The sequence below is a fragment of the Streptomyces saintjeani genome (assembly GCF_055409605.1).
In genome coordinates this window covers 8,083,323-8,103,669 of the sequence record NZ_CP189624.1, presented here as the reverse complement: position 1 = coordinate 8,103,669, position 20,347 = coordinate 8,083,323, and the positions used below count along the sequence as shown (strand labels likewise).

At 71.5% G+C, this 20,347-nt stretch carries 20 protein-coding genes and 2 pseudogenes; 10 read left to right on the top strand and 12 right to left on the bottom strand.

The window, feature by feature from the left end:
* Positions 1-68: 68 nt before the first annotated feature.
* Complete coding sequence (locus ACQCO7_RS36505) at positions 69-1,508, bottom strand: MFS transporter (protein WP_464075818.1); 1,440 nt, start codon at positions 1,506-1,508, stop codon at positions 69-71.
* Positions 1,509-1,611: 103 nt separating this feature from the next.
* On the opposite strand from ACQCO7_RS36505, the gene ACQCO7_RS36500 reads away from it, so the two are divergent.
* The gene (locus ACQCO7_RS36500; protein WP_464075817.1) at positions 1,612-2,544 is read left to right on the top strand and encodes a helix-turn-helix domain-containing protein; all 933 of its coding nucleotides are present in this window, start codon (positions 1,612-1,614) and stop codon (positions 2,542-2,544) included.
* Here ACQCO7_RS36500 and ACQCO7_RS36495 read toward each other — a convergent pair.
* The 4 genes from ACQCO7_RS36495 to ACQCO7_RS36480 are packed head-to-tail and all read right to left on the bottom strand — an operon-like array spanning position 2,453 to position 5,960.
* A complete protein-coding gene (locus ACQCO7_RS36495) occupies positions 2,453-2,986 on the bottom strand; it encodes a GNAT family N-acetyltransferase (RefSeq protein ID WP_464075816.1) in 534 nt (177 codons plus the stop codon). The two genes, ACQCO7_RS36500 and ACQCO7_RS36495, sit on opposite strands and share 92 nt — an antisense overlap.
* A gap of 18 nt (positions 2,987-3,004) precedes the next feature.
* Positions 3,005-3,883 (bottom strand): ATP-binding cassette domain-containing protein, encoded by an 879-nt coding sequence (locus ACQCO7_RS36490; RefSeq protein ID WP_464075815.1) that lies wholly within the window; start codon positions 3,881-3,883, stop codon positions 3,005-3,007.
* A 5-nt stretch (positions 3,884-3,888) separates the two neighbouring features.
* Positions 3,889-4,938, bottom strand: coding sequence for an ABC transporter permease (locus ACQCO7_RS36485; RefSeq protein WP_464075814.1), 1,050 nt, complete (start codon positions 4,936-4,938; stop codon positions 3,889-3,891).
* Positions 4,938-5,960, bottom strand: a complete 1,023-nt coding sequence (locus ACQCO7_RS36480) for a sugar ABC transporter substrate-binding protein (RefSeq protein ID WP_464075813.1) — start codon at positions 5,958-5,960, stop codon at positions 4,938-4,940. Before ACQCO7_RS36480 ends, ACQCO7_RS36485 begins: the two co-directional genes overlap by 1 nt.
* A gap of 207 nt (positions 5,961-6,167) precedes the next feature.
* Between ACQCO7_RS36480 and ACQCO7_RS36475 the strand changes: the two genes are divergently transcribed.
* Complete coding sequence (locus ACQCO7_RS36475) at positions 6,168-6,953, top strand: GntR family transcriptional regulator (RefSeq protein ID WP_464075812.1); 786 nt, start codon at positions 6,168-6,170, stop codon at positions 6,951-6,953.
* Here ACQCO7_RS36475 and ACQCO7_RS36470 read toward each other — a convergent pair.
* The 3 genes from ACQCO7_RS36470 to ACQCO7_RS36460 all read right to left on the bottom strand — a co-directional run bounded on the left by ACQCO7_RS36470 (position 6,950) and on the right by ACQCO7_RS36460 (position 9,621).
* Positions 6,950-7,708, bottom strand: coding sequence for an SDR family NAD(P)-dependent oxidoreductase (locus tag ACQCO7_RS36470; RefSeq protein WP_464075811.1), 759 nt, complete (start codon positions 7,706-7,708; stop codon positions 6,950-6,952). The two genes, ACQCO7_RS36475 and ACQCO7_RS36470, sit on opposite strands and share 4 nt — an antisense overlap.
* 2 nt (positions 7,709-7,710) lie before the next feature.
* Positions 7,711-8,889 carry an acyl-CoA dehydrogenase family protein gene (locus tag ACQCO7_RS36465; protein WP_464075810.1) on the bottom strand — a complete coding sequence of 393 codons (1,179 nt, stop codon included), beginning with the start codon at positions 8,887-8,889 and terminating at the stop codon, positions 7,711-7,713.
* Positions 8,890-9,048: 159 nt separating this feature from the next.
* Positions 9,049-9,621 carry a TetR/AcrR family transcriptional regulator gene (locus ACQCO7_RS36460; protein ID WP_010356745.1) on the bottom strand — a complete coding sequence of 191 codons (573 nt, stop codon included), beginning with the start codon at positions 9,619-9,621 and terminating at the stop codon, positions 9,049-9,051.
* Between the two features lie 168 nt (positions 9,622-9,789).
* Between ACQCO7_RS36460 and ACQCO7_RS36455 the strand changes: the two genes are divergently transcribed.
* From ACQCO7_RS36455 to ACQCO7_RS36440, 4 genes and pseudogenes are all read left to right on the top strand, one after another.
* Positions 9,790-11,130 carry a gluconate:H+ symporter gene (locus ACQCO7_RS36455; RefSeq protein ID WP_464075809.1) on the top strand — a complete coding sequence of 447 codons (1,341 nt, stop codon included), beginning with the start codon at positions 9,790-9,792 and terminating at the stop codon, positions 11,128-11,130.
* A 17-nt stretch (positions 11,131-11,147) separates the two neighbouring features.
* Positions 11,148-12,479, top strand: a complete 1,332-nt coding sequence (locus ACQCO7_RS36450) for an enolase C-terminal domain-like protein (protein ID WP_464075808.1) — start codon at positions 11,148-11,150, stop codon at positions 12,477-12,479.
* A 109-nt stretch (positions 12,480-12,588) separates the two neighbouring features.
* A complete protein-coding gene (locus ACQCO7_RS36445) occupies positions 12,589-13,410 on the top strand; it encodes an SAM-dependent methyltransferase (protein ID WP_464075807.1) in 822 nt (273 codons plus the stop codon).
* Positions 13,411-13,497: 87 nt separating this feature from the next.
* Positions 13,498-13,776, top strand: a pseudogene (locus ACQCO7_RS36440) (ornithine decarboxylase); the annotation flags it as partial.
* Between the two features lie 67 nt (positions 13,777-13,843).
* On the opposite strand, the pseudogene ACQCO7_RS36435 reads toward ACQCO7_RS36440, so the two are convergent.
* Positions 13,844-14,328: pseudogene (locus ACQCO7_RS36435) on the bottom strand (Uma2 family endonuclease).
* A 183-nt stretch (positions 14,329-14,511) separates the two neighbouring features.
* Between ACQCO7_RS36435 and ACQCO7_RS36430 the strand changes: the two are divergent.
* Positions 14,512-15,084 carry a Uma2 family endonuclease gene (locus ACQCO7_RS36430; protein WP_464075806.1) on the top strand — a complete coding sequence of 191 codons (573 nt, stop codon included), beginning with the start codon at positions 14,512-14,514 and terminating at the stop codon, positions 15,082-15,084.
* 188 nt (positions 15,085-15,272) lie between these two features.
* Here ACQCO7_RS36430 and ACQCO7_RS36425 read toward each other — a convergent pair whose 3' ends face one another.
* Positions 15,273-16,709, bottom strand: a complete 1,437-nt coding sequence (locus tag ACQCO7_RS36425) for an MFS transporter (protein WP_464075805.1) — start codon at positions 16,707-16,709, stop codon at positions 15,273-15,275.
* Positions 16,710-16,816: 107 nt separating this feature from the next.
* On the opposite strand from ACQCO7_RS36425, the gene ACQCO7_RS36420 reads away from it, so the two are divergent.
* Genes ACQCO7_RS36420 through ACQCO7_RS36410 form a run of 3 tightly spaced genes read left to right on the top strand, consistent with a single transcriptional unit; the run spans position 16,817 to position 18,149 of the window.
* Positions 16,817-17,542, top strand: a complete 726-nt coding sequence (locus ACQCO7_RS36420) for a TetR/AcrR family transcriptional regulator (RefSeq protein WP_464075804.1) — start codon at positions 16,817-16,819, stop codon at positions 17,540-17,542.
* Positions 17,543-17,602: 60 nt separating this feature from the next.
* Positions 17,603-17,824, top strand: coding sequence for a hypothetical protein (locus tag ACQCO7_RS36415; RefSeq protein ID WP_464075803.1), 222 nt, complete (start codon positions 17,603-17,605; stop codon positions 17,822-17,824).
* Positions 17,808-18,149, top strand: a complete 342-nt coding sequence (locus ACQCO7_RS36410) for an ArsR/SmtB family transcription factor (RefSeq protein WP_464075802.1) — start codon at positions 17,808-17,810, stop codon at positions 18,147-18,149. Before ACQCO7_RS36415 ends, ACQCO7_RS36410 begins: the two co-directional genes overlap by 17 nt.
* Here the strand turns inward: ACQCO7_RS36410 and ACQCO7_RS36405 are convergent.
* Both ACQCO7_RS36405 and ACQCO7_RS36400 read right to left on the bottom strand, forming a co-directional pair.
* On the bottom strand, positions 18,136-19,821 hold the full coding sequence (locus tag ACQCO7_RS36405) for a SulP family inorganic anion transporter (protein WP_464075801.1): 1,686 nt from the start codon (positions 19,819-19,821) through the stop codon (positions 18,136-18,138). The two genes, ACQCO7_RS36410 and ACQCO7_RS36405, sit on opposite strands and share 14 nt — an antisense overlap.
* A gap of 144 nt (positions 19,822-19,965) precedes the next feature.
* Positions 19,966-20,325 carry a zinc ribbon domain-containing protein YjdM gene (locus ACQCO7_RS36400; protein ID WP_464075800.1) on the bottom strand — a complete coding sequence of 120 codons (360 nt, stop codon included), beginning with the start codon at positions 20,323-20,325 and terminating at the stop codon, positions 19,966-19,968.
* Between the last annotated feature and the right edge of the window lie 22 nt (positions 20,326-20,347).

The following is a 20,347-nucleotide window of genomic DNA, read 5'->3' as shown; positions in this document are numbered from 1 at the left end:
GCGTTTCACCGGGCGTTGGGGTTCAGCGTGACCGTGGTGCAACGGGCCCGGCGAGCCCATGGCCGTGTTCACCCGCCCGCTTTCCCGACCCGGGGAAGCCTCCGCAGCGCGAACACGCCGAGGGCGACGTGGAGCAGTCCCGCGACGAGGACCGCGGCATGGAACCCGGCGACGAACGCCGCCTTCCCGGCGGACCCCGACCCGGGTGCGCCGTGGGAGAGTTCGCCCGCCCCCTCAAGGCGGTACACGAACGCCGCCAGCGACCCGAGCAGCGCGATGCCGAGGGCGTTGCCGATCTCGTTGGCGGTCTCGGCGATCGCGGCTGCCGAGCCGGCGCGTTCGACGGGGACGGCGGCGATGGCCGTGTCGGCGACGACGCTGAAGGAGATCCCGTAGCCGACCCCGGCGACGACCGTGGCCGGCACGTACCACCCGAGGCCACCGGTCACCCCGGTGGCGGCCAGCATCAACACCCCTGCCGCGACCAGGAGATGGCAGGCGACGAGCGCCGCCCGGCTCCCGATCCGCTCCACGACGGAAGGGGTGACGACACAGGTCACCGTCAGGACGACCGCCCCCGGCAGCGCGGCCGACGCCGCCTCCATGACGGTGAGTTCGAGAACCCGCTGTAGGTACACCCCACCGAGATAGGCCGACGCGGACCACGCGGCCAACGGCAGGAACCCGGTGACGGCGGCGACCGCGAAGACCCGGTCCCGGAACAGCCGGACGTCGATCAGCGGTGCGTCCAGCCGGAGTTGGCGCCGCACGAACCAGACGAGAAGAAGGACGCCCCCGGCTCCCGTGACCGCGCCGACCGCGTCCGGCCCTTCGGCGGCGAACCGCTTGACCGCGTGGACGCTCGACAGGATCCCGGCGGCGGACGACACGACGCTGGGCAGATCCACGCGCACGCCCCGCCCACCCCGCACCTCGCGCAGAGTGACCGGCGCGAGCGCCAGGAACACCACGACGACCGGCAGGTTGACCAGGAACACCGACCCCCACCAGAACCCGCTGAGCAGCCACCCCCCGACGACCGGCCCCACCGCGAACCCGCCCGCGAAGGCCGCCGCGAACACCCCGACCGCCCTCGACCGCTCCCGGGGATCGGCGAACAGCTCACTCACCACGGCCAGCGCCGACGGCAGCAAGGTCGCCCCGGCCACCCCCATCAACGCCCGGAAGAGGATGAGGAGTCCGGCACTGGGCGCGAACGCCGCCCCCACGGACGCCGCCCCGAACACGGCCGCCCCCGCCTGGAGCAGCCGCAGCCGCCCGTACCGGTCCCCGACGCTCCCGAACGCGACGAGCAGCGACCCGACGGCGAACCCGTACACGTCCAGGATCCACAGCGCCTGTCCGGCACTCGGCGCCAGCGCCTCGGTCACCTCCGGCATCGCCAGGAACAGCACGGCCCCGTCCATCGACACCAGCACCACGGGCCCCAGCACGACGCCCAGCCCGACCCAGGCCCGCGAACGGGCCGACAGACCAACAGAGTTCATGCGTACGACGGTGCCGCCGGCGCCGTGCACCGGCCATCCCCGCCTCATGGGTACCCCTCACAGGGGCACCCGCCGACCCCCTGACCCCGCCTACGCTCGGCGCATGGAACTGGAGACTCTCGGCACCTACCTCAGGACCCGCCGAGGCCGTGTCACCCCCGCCGACGCCGGGCTGCACACCTACGGCACCGTCCGCCGCGTCCCGGGCCTGCGCCGCGAGGAGCTGGCCCACCTCGCCGGTGTGAGCGTCGGTTACTACACGCGGCTGGAGCAGAACCAGGCGGGCACGGCGTCCGAGCAGGTCCTGGAGGCACTCGCCCGGGTGCTGCGGCTGGACGCCGCCGAGGCGGCGCACCTGCGCAACCTCGCCCGGGGAAGGGCCGGTTCGCAGCAGCGGCGGCCGAGGCGTCCCGCCCCGGAGACACCCCACCCCCGGGTCCTGGCCCTCCTCGCGTCCCTGGGCGACCGCACGCCCGCCGTGATCCTCGGCCGCCGGGGAGACATCCTCGCCTGGAACCGCACGGGCCACGCCCTGGTCGCCGAACACACCGCCTTCGACGCGCCGCACGACCCCGCCCGACGCCCGTCCGTCCCGAGGATGTTCTTCCTCGACCCCCACACCCGGGCCCTGCACCGCAACTGGGCCGACCTCGCCCGCGTCCACGTCGCCTACCTCCGCCTCACCGCGGGCCGCCACCCCACGGACGCCCGCCTCGCGGAACTGATCGGCGAACTCGCCATGCACAGCCGGGAGTTCGCCGGGCTGTGGGCTCAGGGCGAGGTGGCCGACTGCACGGTGGGCACGATGCGGCTGCGCCACCCGGGCGTCGGCGATCTCGCCGTGGACTACCAGGTGTGGCTCCAGCCCGAGAGCCCCGACCACCGGCTGGAGATCTACACGCCGAACGACCCGGCATCCGCGGACGCGTTGAGCCTGCTGAGCATCAACTCCGGGCCCGTACATGCAGATGCCCGTCCAGCGGACGCGTCGGCGGATGCGCGGGCAGCGTCGCTTCGAGGCCGTACCCGCACTTAGCCGCGACCCGGCAGGACGCCGCGTTGTCCACCTGGTGGATCAACTCCAGGCGTTCCAGGGAGTCGTGGCGGCAGAAGGCCCAGTCCGTGAGGACCAGCAGGGCGCGGGGGGCGACGCCTCGCCCCCGGGCCGCCGCAGCCGTCCAGTAGCCGACTTCGGCGACCGCGCCCGCCGAACGCTTCAGGACCACGTGCCCGAGGAGTTCCTCCCCCACGACGGCGAAGGCGAGGCGCTCCCCGCTCTCCCATCCGCGCCGCTGCTCGTCGATCCACCGCCCGGCGTCGGCCTCGTCCTCGACGGCGAGGCTCGTCCAGCGCCGCAGCGCGGGGTCCTGGGCCGCGACCAGCAGGGCCGGGGCGTCGGACGGCCGCCAGGGCCGCAGCGACAGCGCGGAAGCCGGCCCCGAGGAGCCGGCTTCCAGCGGTACGACGATCTTGTCCATGGACGCAGAGTAAGCCGATCAGGCCCCCTCCCCCGCACCCACACCGTCCGGCAGCCCCTCCACGTCCACGCCCCGGACCTGCGCCAACTCGTGCTTGAGAGCCGCGAGTTCAGCGCCACCGGCCATGTGGTTGGTCAGCTCCTCAAGGCTGACCTCGCTGCGGGCGGCGCTCAACTCCAGGGTTCCCAGGCGCAGTACGCTGAAGTGGTCGCCGACCATATAGGCGTGGTGGGGGTTGTGGGTGATGAAGATGACCCCGAGCCCCCGGTCCCGGGCGGCGGCGATGTACTTGAGCACCACCCCGGACTGCTTCACCCCGAGCGCGGCGGTCGGCTCGTCCAGAATCAGCACCCGGGCCCCGAAGTACACGGCCCGCGCGATGGCGACACACTGCCGCTGACCGCCCGACAACGTACCGATCGGCTGTTCCAGGTCGTCGAGGACGATCCCCATGTTGCGCAGCTCTTCGTCGGCGGTCTTCTTCATCCGCTCGATGTCCAGCCGCCGTACGGGCCAAGGTCCCTTGGTCATCTCGGACCCGAGGAAGAAGTTCCGCCACACCGGCATCAGCGGCACGGTGGCGAGGTCCTGGTAGACGGTGGCGATCCCCCGCGCCAGAGCGTCGCGAGGGGTCGAGAACCGCACCGCCTCCCCGTCGACGAGGAACTCCCCCTCGGTGTGCTGGTGGAGCCCGGAGACGATCTTGATGAGCGTGGACTTCCCGGCCCCGTTGTCCCCGAGGACGCAGGTCACCTTGCCGGGGTGCACGGCGAGGGAAACCCCGTGCAGGGCACGGATGTTGCCGTACGACTTGCCCGCCCCGCGCAGTTCGACGATCGCGCCGCTCCCGGGGGGCGTGTCCTGGAGGATCGCCCCGTGTGTTCCTTCGGTCGTCATGGAAGTCACCTCCGGGTGGCCGTGCGCTGGATCCACAGGTTGATGAGGACGGCGCCGAGGAGCATGACGCCGAGGAATGCCTTGAACCAGTCGGGGTTCCAGCCGGCGTAGACGATGCCCTGCTGGACCATGCCGAACATGAAGGCGCCGAAGACCGGGCCGATGGCCGAGCCGGCGCCGCCGGTGAGCAGGCAGCCGCCGATGACGGCCGCCGCGATGTAGATCAGCTCCTGCCCGACGCCCTCGCCGGACTGCACGGTGTTGAAGGAGAACAGGTTGTGCATGCCGATGAACCAGGCGCCGAACCCGACGGCCATGAAGAGGGTGATCTTCGTGAAGTTCACCGGGACGCCGACGGCGCGGGCGGACTCCTTGCTGCCGCCGACGGCGAAGACCCAGTTGCCGTACTTGGTGCGCAGCAGCACCCAGGTGGCCAGGGCGGCGAACACGAGCCACCACACCACCGTGATCTTCACCTGGACGCCGCCGACGTCGAAGGACGACGCGAAGACCTTGCGGGCCTGGTCGAAGCCGTCCATGTCGCTGATGTCGTCGGTCGCGACGTTGTCCGTGACCAGCTTCGTCACCGCGAGGTTGACGCCCTGGAGGATCAGGAACGTCCCGAGGGTCACCAGGAAGCTGGGCAGTCCGGTCCTGACGACCATCCAGCCGTTGAAGAACCCCACCGCGAGGGAGACGATCAGCGCGACGACCACACCGACCCACACGTTCATGGTGAGCTGGTAGCTGAGCATGGACGCGGTGAGCGCGGAGGAGATGACCGCGACACCGGACGAGAGGTCGAACTCGCCGCCGATCATCAGCAGCGCGACCGGCAGGGCCATGATCCCGATGGTCGACGACTGGTAGAGGACCGTCGCCATCGAGCCGCCGTCACGCAGCGTGGGCGCCGCGATCAGGAAGAAGACGAACACGGCCGCCGCGCCGAGGAACACACCGACTTCGGGGCGCGCCAGCACCCGTACGACAACGGGGCGTTCGGCCGTGCGCCCGTCCTTGTCCCGTGCGGGGGGCGCCAGTTGGGCCGTACTCATCACCGCGTCCCCTTCGCCGCGTACTCGGCGACCTTCTCGACGTTGGTCTTGTCGACGAAGGCGGGACCGGTCAGCACGGCCTGCTCGCCGCCGCCGCTGGAGTTGCCGTTGTTCTTGTAGAGCCACAGTCCGTCGACGGCCAAGTAGCCCTGGAGGTAGGGCTGTTGGTCGACGGCGAACTCGATGGTGCCGGCCTGGACCGCCTTGACGAGGTCCTTGTTGAGGTCGAAGGTCGCGACCTTCGCCTTGGACCCGGCCTCGGAGACCGACTTGACGGCGGCCAGCGCGAAGGGCGCGCCGAGGGTGACGACGTGGTCGATGCCGGTGTCCTGGCGGAGCTTGGCGGTGATCGTCGACTGGACGGACGGCATGTCGACGCCGTTGACGTTGAGGATCTCGGTCGTCCCCTTGAACGTCTTCTTGAGGCCGTCGCAGCGCTGGGTGAGGCCGACGTTGCCCTGTTCCTGGATGACGCAGACGACCTTCTTCGCGCCGTCGGTGTTGAGGCGGCTGCCGAACGCCTCACCCGCGACGGACTCGTCCTGGCCGAAGAATTCGAGGAGGCCGAGGCTCTTCCAGTCGCTGAGGCCGGAGTTGAGGCCGACGACGGGTATCCCGGCGGTCTTCGCCTTGGCGATGACGCTCTTCAGCGCGTCGGGCTTGGCGAGGGTGACGGCGATGCCGTCGACCTTCTGGTCGATGCCGTTCTGCACCAGGTTGGCCTGGTTGCCGGCGATCGGGTCGTGGGAGTAGATCAGCTCGATGTTGTCCTTCTGGGCGGCGGCCTCGGCGCCCTTGCGGACGGTGTCCCAGAAGGTGTCGCCGGGGGCGGCGTGGGTGACGAAGGCGACCTTCATCCGGGCGGTGGTGGCCTTGCCGGCGGAGGCGCCGGACGAGGTGTCCTCCTGGGCCTTCTTGCCACCGGAGCTGCTGGAGCACCCCGCGACGGTCAGTGCCGCGGCGGCGGCGAGGGCCACGACCGGGACGAATCTACGGGAGCGGGCTGACATTGCACTGTCCATCTTTCCGGCACCTCACTGTGCGGGACGCTGCGCTGTTGGGACGGGATCAAACCCTTTGCCGAACCCGGCGTCAATACTTTGTTAAGACATCATTTCAGTAACAGGTCCGAATGTAAGAACAAATCATTGACAGGGGAGACTGCCGGGACCTACACCTGAGGAACGCACACTCCGGAGCCGATCTCTACCCCCGAGGAGGTGCCTCGCATGCCGAAGACCGGTGAGCGGGCCCGTCCCGTGTCCGCCTCCGCGCTGGACGCGGTGCACTTCGCGCTGGACCGGGGCAGCCCCGTCCCGCTGTACTACCAGCTCGCCCAGCAGCTGGAGTCGGCGATCGAGCACGGCACGCTCGCCCCGGGCAACCTCCTCGGCAACGAGATCGACCTCTCCACCCGCCTCGGCCTCTCCCGCCCCACGGTCCGCCAGGCGATCCAGTCGCTCGTCGACAAGGGGCTCCTGGTGCGCCGCAGAGGCGTCGGTACGCAGGTCGTGCACAGCCAGGTGAAGCGCCCCCTCGAACTCAGCAGCCTGTACGACGACCTCGCCGCGGCCGGCCAGGGCCCCACCACCGTCGTCGTCCGCAACGAGACCGTCCCGGCACCCGCCGACGTCGCCGCCGCCCTCTCCGTCCCCGAGGGCAGCGAGGTCACCCACATCGAACGCCTCCGCGCGACCCACGGCCAGCCGGTCGCCCGCCTCTCCAACTACCTCCCCCCGAACCTCCTCGACCTCTCCACCCCCCACCTCGAATCCACCGGCCTCTACACCCTGTTCCGCACGGCCGGCATCACCCTCCACAGCGCCCACCAGACGATCGGCGCCCGCGCGGCGACCCCCGAGGAGGCGAAGCTCCTGGAGGAGTCACCGGGCGCGGCCCTCCTGACGATGCAACGCACGGCGTACGACGACACGGGCCGAGCGGTGGAGTACGGGACGCACATCTACCGGGCGTCCCGCTACGCGTTCGACTTCCAGCTCCTCGTACGCGCTTAACGCGGCGCCATCCTGAGCGCCCCGTCCATCCTGATCGTCTCCCCGTTCAGGTAGTCGTGATCCACGATCATCAGCGCCAGCTTCGCGTACTCCTCCGGCGACGCGAACCGGTGCGGGAACGGCACCCCCGCCGCCAGCGACGTACGGAACTCCTCCGAGACCGTCCCCATCATCGGCGTGTCGACGATGCCCGGCGCGATCGTGCACACCCGGATCCCGTACTGCGCGAGGTCCCGGGCGGCGGGCAGGGTGAGCCCGACGACGCCGCCCTTGGACGACGCGTACGCGGCCTGCCCCACCTGCCCGTCGTACGCGGCGATGGACGCGGTGTTGACGATGACCCCGCGCTGCCCGCCGGAGTCCGCCTCGGTCTGCGCGATGGCCTCGGAGGCGAGCGCGAGCACGTTGAACGTCCCGACCAGGTTGATCTGGATCACCTTCGCGTACAGCGCGAGATCGTGGACCCCCTTCTTGCCCAGGATCCGCATGGACGGCCCGATCCCGGCGCAGTTGACGACGGCCCGCAGCGGCAGACCCGCCCCGGACGCGACGGCGACGGCGGCGGCCACCTGCTCGGGGTCGGTGACGTCGGCGGGGACGTACGTCACCCCGGCCACCTCGGGCGCACCGTCGATCGCGGACTTCAGGTCGACGGCGAACACCCGCGCCCCGGCCCCGGCGAACGCCTTCGCGGTGGCGGCACCGAGTCCGGACGCCCCGCCCGTGACGAGCGCGGCGGTGTCGGCGAGCTGCATCTTCACTCCTTGCCGAGGACGGTGAGCGCACCGCCCTCGCTCCGGTCGAGCGCACGGGAGATGACCATGCGCTGGATCTGGTTGGTTCCTTCGAAGATCTGCATGACCTTGGCCTCGCGCATGTACCGCTCGACGGGGAAGTCCCGCGTGTAGCCGTACCCGCCGAGGACCTGGACCGCGTCGGTGGTCACCTTCATCGCGTTGTCGGTGGCGACGAGCTTGGCGATGGACGCCTCGCTGGTGAACGGCAGCCCCTGGTCCTTGAGCCGCGCGGCGGCCAGCGTCGTCGCGCGCGCGGACTCGACGGCGGCCCCCATGTCCGCGAGGACGAACGCGAGCCCCTGGTGCTCGATGATCGGCTTCCCGAACGTCTCGCGCTCGCGCGCGTACCGCACGGCGTGGTCGAGGGCCCCTTGCGCGAGGCCGGTGGCGACGGCGGCGATCCCGAGGCGTCCGCAGTCCAGTGAGGCGAGCGCGATCCGCAAACCCTGGCCCTCCTCCCCGATCCGCCGCGAGAGCGGTACGCGGACGTCGTCGAACCGCATCGTCGCGGTCGCCGACCCGGTCAGCCCCATCTTCCGCTCCGGCGGATCGGCGCTCAGCCCCGGGGTGCCGGCCGGGACGAGGAAGCAGGAGATGCCGTGCGTCCGGTCCTCGGACGTGCGTGCCATGACGGTGTAGAAGTCGGCGTAACCGCCGTGCGTGGTCCATGCCTTGGCGCCGTTGATGACGTACTCGTCGCCCTCGCGCACCGCGCGCGTCCGCATCGCCGCCGGGTCGGACCCGGCGTGCGGCTCGGAGAGGCAGTACGCGCCCAGCAGCTCCCCGCCGAGCAGCTCGGGCAGCCACTCGGCGCGCTGCTCGGCCGTCCCGAACCGGGCCAGCGGGAAGCAGGACAGGGCGTGCACGGAGATCCCGACGGCGACGCTCGACCAGACGGCGGCGACCTCTTCGAGGACCTGGAGGTACACCTCGTACGGCTGTCCCGCCCCGCCGTCCGCCTCGGCGAACGGCAGCCCGAGCAGCCCGCTGCGGCCGAGCGTGCGGAACACGTCCCTCGGGAACTCCGCCTCCGCCTCGGCATCGGCGACGCGCGGCGCCAGCTCCTTCGCGGCGAGCATCCGCGTGAGCCGGACCAGGTCGAGGGCTTCCTCGGTGGGCAGGGCGCGAGTGGCGGGCACGGGGGCCTCCCGAGGGTGGAAACGATACTGGAACGAGTACCTGCGTATCATCCACAGTACGCCAGCGGGGCCGACGGCGACAGGGGTCCAGCCCTTCCGGCAAAGATCAGGTAATACGCCGAACACTCCGCGCGCCCGCGCCCGCGCCCGACACAACCGCTACGACGACACCGCGTGCACGATCAGCGAAGCCAGCTGCTCGTACGCCTCCGCGTCCGACAACCCCGTACGCGCCTTCAGCTCGCCCCCCTGGATCTGCCGCATGGTCGCCGCCGCCACCTCCCCCACGAACCCGGCGTGCACATCCCTGAACGCGCCGTGCGCGACCCCGTCGGCGATCAGCTGCCGCACCCGCTCCGACGCCCACCGCGTGTTCGCCTCGTACACCTCGCGGGCGGGCGGGAAGTGGGCGACGTCGTCGACGAACCGCCGTGACAGGGGCCGGAGTTGCTCGGCGACGGCCGTCAGGTACACCCGCACCCGGTCGGCGGGGTCGGCGGTCTGCACGACCCGCTTCTCGACCGCCTCGGTCGCCCCCCGGAAGTAGTGCTTCACGGCCTCGACGACCAACCCCTGCTTGCTGCGCGCCAGTTGGTACAGCGTCGTCTTGGAGCACCGCAGCCGCTCGGCGAGGTCGTCCAGCGTGAGATCGGCGAACCCCTCCGCCGTGACCAGCGCGACGAGGCGTTCCAGCAGGTCCGCCTGGCGGGCGGTGCGGCGAGCGGAGGGCATGATCCCAGCGTAGTCCAGAAGTGACCGGTGGGTAGGGAGGGCGCGAGCGAACCGTTTCCATCCCGTCCGTGCACGCTCATTGATAACTCCCGTCCACATACTTAACCTTCGTCTCAGGACATAGACAGAACATCGTCAGCGTCTCCTCCGTGGACAGGGGAACCGCACATGCCGCTCGTGGTCGTCGGGATCAGCGTCCTGGTCCTCCTGTTCCTCATGACGAGGCTCAAGCTCAACGGATTCGCCGCGCTCCTGCTGGTCGCCGTAGGGGTCGCGCTGGTGAGGGGGATTCCTGTCGCCACGATCCCGGACGTCCTCGCGGAGGGCCTCGGCGGGCAGATCGGCGACACGATGCTGACGATCGGGCTCGGCGCGATGGTCGGCCGGGTGATGGGCGACTCGGGCGCCGCGCAGCGGATCGCGGGGCGGCTCCTTGAGGTGTGCGGCCCGCGCTGGGTACAGGTCGCGATGGTGCTGACGGCGATGCTGATCGGCGTCACCATGTTCTACGAGGTCGCGTTCGTGATCATCGTGCCGGTGGCGTTCACGCTGGTCAGGGTGACGGGCGTGAACCTGCTGTGGGTGGGGCTGCCGATGTCGATCGCGCTGTCGACGATGCACAGCTTCCTGCCCCCGCACCCGGGCCCGACGGCGGTCGCCGCGACGTTCCACGCGTCCGTCGGACTCACCCTGTTCTACGGCCTGTTCATCGCCGTCCCGATCGGCGCGGCCATCGCCCTGAGCTGGCCCCGGCTGCCGTTCGTGCGCGCGATGAACCCGGCCGTGCCGACCGGCCTGGTCAGCGACAAGGTCTTCGAGGAGGACGAACTCCCGGGCCTCGCCTGGTCGTTGGCGGTCGCGCTGCTGCCCGTCGTCCTCATCGCGGGCGCCGCCGTCACCGACATGGCCACCGACGCCGAATCATCGGGGTCCCGCCTCGTACACACCGTCGAGTTCATCGGCTCCGCGCCGGTCGCCCTGCTGCTCACGCTGCTCGTGGCCATCTGGGCGTTCGGGCCGCGCATCGGGCGCAGCCTGGAGGAGGTCAGCGCGTCCTGCCGGGGCGCCGCGCAGGCGATGGCGATGATCCTGCTGGTGATCGGCGCGGGCGGCGCGTTCAAGCAGGTCCTGGTGGAGGGCGGGATATCCGACTACATCAAGGACGCCACCGACGGCTGGTCGATCTCGCCGATCATCCTCGCCTGGCTGGTCGCCGCGATCCTGCGGGTCGCGCTCGGCTCGGCGACGGTCGCCGTCGTCACCGCCTCCGGCGTCGTCCTCCCGCTGGTCGCGGGCAGCGGCGCGCACGCCGAGATCATGGTCCTCGCGGTGTCCTGCGGCTCCATCGCGTTCTCCCATGTGAACGATCCGGGGTTCTGGATGTTCAAGGAGTACTTCAACCTGTCGGTGGTCCAGGCGATCAAGGCGCGGACGACCTACACGACGGTCCTGGCGATCCTGGGTCTGGGGGGAACGCTGTTGCTGGAACTCGTCCTGGACACCCTCTGACTCACGTAAGGAACCCCATGCCCCAGCCCGTCGTCACCCGCTACTCCGTGCACCCCGTCGCGGGCCACGACTCGATGCTCCTCAACCTCTCCGGCGCCCACGCCCCCTTCTTCACCCGCAACGTGCTGGTGGTGGAGGACTCCTTGGGCCACGTCGGCCTGGGCGAGGTCCCCGGCGGCGAGGCCATCACCCGTACCCTGCGCGACGCCGAACACCTCGTCGTCGGCGCGGAGTTGGGCGACTACAAGCGGGTCCTGCGCGCCGTCTCCGAGACCTTCGCGGGACGCGACGCGCACGGCCGCGGCGAGCAGACCTTCGACCTGCGCACGACCGTCCACGCCGTCACGGCGATCGAGTCGGCGCTCCTGGACCTCCTCGGCCGGCATCTGGAGGTGCCCGTCGCGGCCCTCCTCGGCGACGGCAAGCAGCGCGACGCCGTACGCGTCCTCGGCTACCTCTTCTACGTCGGCGACCCGGACCGCACCGACCTGCCGTACGTCCGGGAGAAGGACGCGGACGTCGAGTGGTACCGCGTCCGCCGCGAGGAGGCGCTCACGCCGGAGGCGGTCGTGCGGCAGGCGGAGGCGGCGTACGAGCGGTACGGGTTCCGGGACTTCAAGCTGAAGGGGGGCGTGCTGGCGGGAGACCAGGAGGTCGCCGCCGTACGGGAGTTGAAGGCGCGGTTCCCCGAGGCGCGGATCACCCTCGACCCCAACGGCGCCTGGTCGCTGGCGGAGGCGGTCGAGCTGTGCCGTCCGCTGCGGGGGACGCTCGCGTACGCCGAGGACCCGTGCGGCGCCGAGGACGGGTTCTCGGGGCGGGAGATCCTCGCGGAGTTCCGCCGGGCGACCGGGCTGCCGACGGCCACGAACATGATCGCCACCGACTGGCGCCAGCTCACCCACGCGCTCGCGCTCGGCTCGGTCGACATCCCGCTGGCCGACCCGCACTTCTGGACGATGTCCGGCTCGGTGCGGGTCGCGCAGCTCTGCGACTCCCTGGGCCTGACATGGGGTTGCCACTCCAACAACCACTTCGACATCTCGCTCGCGATGATGGCCCACTGCGGCGCCGCCGCGCCCGGCGAGTACAACGCCCTGGACACGCACTGGATCTGGCAGGAGGGCCTGGAACGCCTCACCGTCCAGCCGCCGCGCATCGTCGCCGGTGAGGTCGCGGTGACGGACGCGCCCGGTCTCGGCGTCACCCTCGACCGGGACCGGCTCGCCGCCGCCGAGGCGCTGTACGCGGAGCACTCCCTCGCGGGGCGCGACGACGCCGTGGGGATGCGGTACTTGGTCCCGGAGTGGACGTTCGATGCCAAACGCCCCTGCCTGGTGCGGAGTTGACCGTACGGGAACCCGGCGTCCGGCACGGTTGTCCGCGTGCCAAGATGATGTTCCGCAAGTCATCCCGCGTCCGGCTCCGCGAAGCCGACCGCCAGGACGGAGCCCGCCCATGACCGCCCCCGACCCCACCGCACGCCCGCCGAAGATCGACACGAGCCGTCCGCACCCGGCGCGGATGTACGACTACTTCCTCGGCGGCAAGGACAACTACCCGGTCGACCAGGAGGCCGCGGAACGCTTCATCGCGGCGGCCCCCGAGGTCCGGGTCGCCGTCCGCGCGAACCGTGCCTTCATGCGGCGGGCCGTGCGGCACGTGGTGGGCGAGGGCGGTATCCGGCAGATCCTGGACATCGGCACGGGCCTGCCGACCGAGCCGAACGTCCACCAGATCGCCCGCGAGATCGCGCCGGAGACCCGGGTCGCGTACGTCGACAACGACCCGATCGTCGGCACCCACTCGATGGCCCTGCTGGACGACGACGAGGGCATCTCCGTCGTCCTCGCGGACCTGCGCGACCCGCGCGCGATCCTGGACCACCCGGACGTCCGCAAGGTCATCGACCTGAACGAGCCGGTGGCCCTCCTGCTGGTCGCGGTCCTGCACTTCGTCCGGGACGAGGAGGACCCTGCGTCCCTGCTGTCGACCCTCCTGGACGCCCTCCCCACCGGCTCCTACCTCGTCCTCACCCACGCCACGGTCGACTTCCACGAGGACCGCCGCGAGGACGCGGTCGCCATCTACAAGAACGCCTCGGCGACGATGAACCCCCGCCCGCACGCCCGCGTCCTGGAGTTCTTCGACGGCTTCACGCTCCTCGAACCGGGCGTGGTGACGGTCCCGAACTGGCGCCCGGACGCCACGAACGAGACCCCGGACCCGAACCTGCCGCCGATCGGGTTCTACGGGGGTGTCGGGCGCAAGGACGCGTAACGCCTGCGGCGGTCCAGGCCACGGACGTGCACACCGTACGCCCGATCCCCCGCAGCAGCGCCCAGGTGCCGTGTGTGCCACCCCCTCCCCCGGGTACGGGCCGTGCTGGGCGACGCCGTCTTCCGGTCCGACGTCCTCGCGACCGGCGGTCTCGACGACAGGGCCGCCTCCGGCCGGATCCTGGAGCGGGCGCAGGAGTTGACGGCGGACGCCGTCGGTGCCGAGCACACCTTCTTCTCCACCTGCGGCAGCTCCCTGTACGCGAAGGCGGCGATGCTCGGGGTCGCGGGCCCGCACGAGGAGCTGCTGGTCGGGCGGGACGCGCACAAGCCGGTGGTCTCGGGGCCGGCCCTCCCGGGCGAACGCCTCGGCGCCGGGGTCCTGGAGCATCTGGGGAGGTCGGCCGGGAGATGGCCTGCCTCTGCCCCCTCAGTCAGATCGCACCGAGGTCGATCTCCACGGGGAAAGGCGCTGCGGCCTTGACGGTGCCGGTGAAGACGTCGCCGTCCCGGTAGGTCCTGGTCGCGGGGTCGAGTACGTAGGTGCAGACGAGCGGGACGCCGGTCGCGGTCTGCTCGACGCGCCAGTGGAAGGCGATGCCTGACCTGGCGTACTGGTCGGTCTTGACGATCCGGTCGGTGGTCTCCGAGCCCGGTGAGACCACCTCCGCGACCAGGAGGACGTGCTCAGGACGTCCTGGAGGCGGACGTCGAAGTCGGCATCGGCGTTCCAGACCGGTCCGCCCGCGGCGTCCAGGGCGTTGGCCAGGTGTCGGGCCAGGCGGGCGTGACGCTTGGACGCACTGGGGATCGTTACGGCCGTCCCGTCCGCGATCTCGATTCCCACGCACTGTTCCTCGGGCCAGGAGTCGTACGCATCCGCCGTGATCGGCGCACGCATCCACGTGGGGGCTGTCATGACGTACCTCCTGGACACCCTGCGCGGGCGCGGTCCCGCAGGGCTCGACCTACCGACGGTCCGGCCGGCCCGATGGAAGCCGGTACGCCGGTGCGGACCAAGAACCGTCGGCAGGCACACGGCCTCGTGCAATGGCCCGGTACCGTGGTGAGCGATCGACCGCTGATGAGGAGGTGGGTAGTAGTGGCCCGGCCCGTACCGCGCCCGCACCCCGGCAATCTGCGAGAGGTCGCTGAGCGGATCGAGGCGTCCACCGGACTACAGGTCGAGATCATCGGAGGCAGCCTCGTGATGTCCCCCACCCCGCGCGGCAAGCACGCGGGAACTGTCCGTCGGCTCCGGGTGCAGATCGAATCCCGGCTGCCCGTCGGCCTCGCTCCGTACGAGATGTCCTCGATCTCCATACCTGAGGACCCGGACGACTACGCCACGCCCGGCCTGACGGTCCTCCCGGTGGAGTGGGACGAGGACGACTCCTGGCTCGCCGACCCCGCTGACGTCGCTCTCGCGGTCGAGGTGATCTCGCAGTCCGAGAAGGCGAAGGACATCACCGACAAGAACGGCTGGTACGCCCGTGCCGGGGTCGCCGTGCTTCTGGTCCTGGATCCCCGCACCGGGCGCTGGACGCTGCACACCAGGCCCAAGGACGGGGAGTACCGAGGGCAGGTGCACGGGCTGTACGGGGAGACGGTCGAGCTGCCCGCCCCCTTGCCGTCCCCTGTCGACACCGGCGTCCTGCCGCTCTACGGCTCCTGACCACAGAGCCCCTCGCGCCCGCCCGTGTCGGACGTGGCCCGCGATGAACCGCCCCGCCTCCGCGCCGAGTTCGAGGGCCGCCGGGAAGGGGAGGTCGGCCCGGAGCACCCGCAGGCCGCGTACGGCTCCGTCGCTGAGCCCGGACCGGGGCGGGAACCCGGCGCGCACGGTGCTCCCCCGCCCGCCGGTCAGGCCGAGGCGACGGCCCGGCGGGTACGGTGCATGGCCCAGCCCAGCAGCCCCGCCGAGGCGAGCGTGAGGATCGTCCCGGAGAGGGTGACCGCCTCGTGGAACTGGCCCGTCTGCGCCGCGGTCCAGTGTCCGGCGGTGACGTTCCCGGCGAAGACCGCGGCGAGTACGGTGCCGACCGTGGCGACCCCGGCGGCGGCGGTGACCTCGGCGGCCGTGTCGATGAGCGCCGCGCCGGTGGACGTCCGGTCGGCGGGAAGCCCGTTGAGGACGTTGACGCCGGCCGCCGCACCGACGACACGCATCCCGGCGGCGACGAACACCAGCGAGAGCGCCACCCACGGATAGCCGAGGCGCCCGGACAGGGTGTAGACCGCGAGCCCGGCGACGACGGACGCGGCGCTCGTCCAGGCGGCCCGGTCGATGCCGACCCGCCCGACGAACCGGTGCACGAAAGGGCCCCCGGCGATCAGCACGACGACCTGCGGCAGCATCCCGAGCGAGGCCAGCGCCGGCGACCACCCCCGGTCGAGCTGCAACTGGAGCGTGACCAGGTAGGCCAGCCCGGCGTTCGCGAGCCCGGCAGCCGCCTTGTACGCCAGCCCGCCGGACACCTGGGGCCGGGCGACGAGCGAGAGGTCGAGCAGCGGATACGCGACGGACCGCTGACGCGCCACGAACAGGAACCCGGCGACGAAGGCACCACCGACCGCGCCCCACGGCTCCCACCCCCCGGCCCCGAACTCCACGAACAGGCTGGGCGCGACAAGAACCAGCACCACCGCGGCCGTACCGAGCACCCCACCCGGCAGATCCACAGGCGCCCGATGCGGCTCCCCAGGGTCATCAGCGGGCACCCCGGCCCGGACACCGACGATCGCGAGCACCACGATCGGCACGTTCACCAGCAACAGGACCTGCCACGGAGCGAAGGACAGCACGAACCCCCCGACGGTCGGCCCGATCGCGAGCCCGACCATCCCGACCGTCGAGATCAGCGTGATCGCCCGGACCCGCAGCCCCTCGTCCTCGAACAGCCGGAAGGCCATCGCCATGGTCCCCGGCGTGGTCATCGCGGCGGCGAGCCCCATCACCGCGCGGACGGCGATCAGCTCACCGGTGCTGGTGACGGCGGCCGTCGCGAGGCTCGCGACGCCGAGCAGGACGAGCCCGGTGATCATCACGCGACGCCGCCCGAGCCGGTCGGCGAGGACACCGAACACGAGCATGAGGCCGCCGAAGACGACGGAGTAGCCGTTCGTGACCCATTGCAGGGCGACGGTCGGGGCGTCCAGTTCGCGGCCGATGGTGGGCAGGGCGACGTTGAGGACGGTGTTGCTCATCATCTCGAACAGGAAGACGGCCGAGAGGCCGACGAGGGCGAGGCGGGCCTCGCGGAGGGAGCGGAAGGTGGGCTCCCGGGCGGTGGTGGTCATGGGGCTCCTTGGACCGTGACGAACGACGAAGCGAGACGAACTGTGTTCCATTGGCGAACACTGTTCTACGCAAGGAACGACGTTCGAGTCAAGCTATGCTGACCCCCGTGACGAACAAGAGCGCCGCAGACCGGGACGACTGGGCCGCGAAGATCGCCGCCCTCGACAAGCCGGACCGGCCGCCCGGAAAACCCCCGATCACCGTCGCCCGGATCATGGCCGAGGCGTTCCGCCTCATCGAGGCCGACGGCTACGAGGCCCTGACGATGCGCAAGGTCGCCGCCGCGCTCCAGACCGGCCCGGCCTCGCTGTACGCCCACGTACGCAACAAGGCCGAACTGGACGAGCTGCTGATCAGCGAGGTCTGCGCCAGGATTCCCGTACCGCGGCCGGACCCCGCCCGCTGGACCGAGCAGATGCTGGACGTCTGCCGGGCCCTGCGCGACGAGTACCTCCGCTACCCGGGGATCTCCCGCGCCGCGCTGGCCGCCGCGCCCGACAGCCTCGACGCGCTGCGCCTGAGCGAAGGCATGCTCGGCATCCTGCTGGCCGCCGGAGTGACCCCCCGGTCCGCCGCGTGGGCGATCGACGCCGCGTTCCTCTACGTCTCGGCGTACTGCTTCGAGGTCTCCCTGCGCCACGACCCCGCCACCGGCACCGACCAGCGCGTCCTGGACCGCGCCGCCCTCGCCGACCGCTACCGCATGCTCCCCGCCGACCGCTTCCCCAACACGGTCGCCCACCTCGACGAACTGACCTCGGGCGAGGGCCACGAACGCTTCGAGTTCACCCTGACCGCACTGCTCGGAGGGCTCGGACCGGAGCAGCCGTGACCCGCCGAACTCCCGTGATCCTCAGTACACTTGCCGTTGCGGACTTGCTGAATTCATCAGTTGGCCGAGCACGCGGATCGTGGAGGGGTCGTCCTGGTGGGTGGGTTCGCGGAGGCGTTGCGGGAGCGGGTGCGGGCGGCGCGGGCGCGGGTCGCGGCGGCGGCCTCGGAGGGGGACGCGTACGAGCGGGCGGTCGCGGAGGACGAGTTGGACGACGCCCTGCGGATCGCGCGGGCGCACGGGGTGAGCGTGGAGGAGGACACCGATGGTCCCGCTGTATGAGGCGAAGGCCGACCTGTTCCGGATGCTCGGCCACCCCGTACGCATCCGCGTCCTGGAACTCCTCCTCGACGGCCCCCAGCCGGTACGGGAGCTTCTCGCCCGGATCGGGGTCGAACCGTCGACCCTCTCCCAGCACCTCGCGGTCCTGCGCCGCTTCGGCATCGTGACGGCGACGCGCACGGGCTCGACGGTGACGTACGAGCTGGCCGGCGGCGACGTCGCCGCGCTCCTGGCCGCCGCCCGCCGCATCCTGACCACCCTGCTGACGGACCGCCAGGGCCTGCTGGCCGAACTGCGCGCGGCGGAAAGCGTCAGGCCTGGCTGAGCCGGAACCCGGTGACACCGGTCCGTACGAGGTGCGCGCGGGCGGCGTGGATCGCCTCGGGGGTGCTGGGGTGGTCGTGTGCGGGGTCGAGGGCGCCGACGGATTCCAGGACCTGGCGCTGGCCGGGCCGTACGCCGGAGGTGTGGACGGCGATGCCGCGCCGGCGCAGCTTGTCGACGGCGTCCTTGAGGACGAGGGCGCCGGTGGCGTCCATGGTGGTCACCCGGGACATGCGCAGGATGACGACGCGGACGTCGGCGACCTCGGTCAGTTCCAGCAGGAACCGGTGGGCGGCGGCGAAGAAGAGGGGCCCGTCGATGCGGTAGGCGACGATGTGCTCGGCGAGCAGGGCGTGTTCCTCGGCGGTGTGGTCGCCCCGGTCGAGCGGGACCTCGTCGAGGCGGGCCTGGAGGGCGACGGCGCGCAGTGCGAGGGCGCCCGCGACGGCGAGGCCGATGACGACCGCGTACACGAGGTCGAGGGCGAGGGTAGCGGCGGCGGTCAGGACGAGTGTCGCGGCGTCCGAACGGGTCGCCCTGGCCATCGCCTTGAGGGAGCCGACCTCCACCATCCGGATCGCGGTCGCGAGCAGCACCCCGGCGAGCGCGGCCAGCGGAATTCTGGAGACGAGGGGTGCGGCGGCGAAGACGATCAGTGCGAGGACGGCCGCGTGGGTGAGGGCGGCGAGGCGGGAGACGGCGCCGGTGCGGACGTTGACCGCCGTACGGGCGATGGCGCCGGTCGCGGGGACGCCGCCGAACAGCGGGGCGGCGATGTTCGCGAGGCCCTGGCCGAACAACTCCCGGTCCGGGTCGTGCTGTTGGCCGACGGTCATGCCGTCCGCGACGGACGCCGACAGCAGCGACTCCAGCGCGGCCAGCGCCGCGACCGCGACGGCCGGGGCGAGCAGGGTGCCGAGCGCGCCGGGGTCGAGGAAGGCGAGGGAGGGTGCGGGGAGCCCGGCCGGCAGGTCGCCGATGGGACGAGCCGCGTCGAGGTGGGCGAACTGGACCACGGCGGTCGCGGCGGCCACCGCGACGAGGGAGAAGGGGACGGTGGGCCGCCACCGGGCGCCGGCCAGCATCACCGCGGCCACGGACACGGCGAGACCGAGGGCGGTCCAGTTCGGCGCCTTCGCGAACTCCTCGACCGCCCGCCAGGCGACGACGAGGACGCGGTCGCCGTCCGGCTTGGGCACGCCCAGCGCGTTGGGTATCTGCTGGAGGCCGATCACACAGGCGATCCCGAGCGTGAACCCCTCGACCACGGGCGCGGGGATGTACCGCATGTACCGGCCCGCCCGCAGCCCGGCCAGCACGACCAGCATCACGCCGGCCATGAGCCCGACCGTGAGGACGCCGCCCGGTCCGTACTCGCCGACGATCGGCACCAGGACGACGGTCATCGCGCCGGTCGGGCCCGACACCTGGAGGTTCGAGCCGCCGAAGATCGCGGCCAGCGCACCCGCGATCACAGCCGTCGCGAGCCCCGCCTCGGCGCCGAGCCCGGAGGAGACGCCGAACCCGAGGGCCAGGGGCAGCGCGACGACCGCGACGGTCAGCCCGGCGAGGAGGTCACGGCGCGGGTCGCGGCGTATCTGCTCCAGGTCCGTACGCGAGGGCAGCAGCGAGGCGAGCCGCGCGACGGCCCCCCGGTACAGCGGAACGGACACAGCTGCCTTCCCATGGTCGGTGGCCCCGGCGCGAAGACGCTGCGCCCGCGGCAACCTGCGGGCACAGCGAATACAGCATCTAACTACTTGCGAAATTTAGCAATTCCTCATCAGGGGGATGCCGAGGCCCGCCAGGGCCCGTCCCTACGCCTTGCGCACCACGCTCGACTTCAGCTGCATCGCCCCGAACCCGTCGATCCGGCAGTCGATGTCGTGCCCGTCCACCCCGTCCACCAGCCGGATCCCGCGCACCTTGGTCCCCGCCTTGATCCCCGAGGGACTCCCCTTCACCTTCAACGCCTTCACGACCACGACGGCGTCCCCGTCCCGCAGCACGTTCCCGACGGAGTCCTTGACGACCCGCTCGCTCTCCACGAGGACGGGGACGGCGGCGGCCTCGCCGGGCACCCACTCGTGGCCGCACTCGGGGCACACGATCAGGGCGTTCATCTCGTAGGTGTACTCGCACGAGCACGTCGGACAGGGAGGAGGGTTCTCGATCATCCCGGGAGCCTATCCGCTCCCG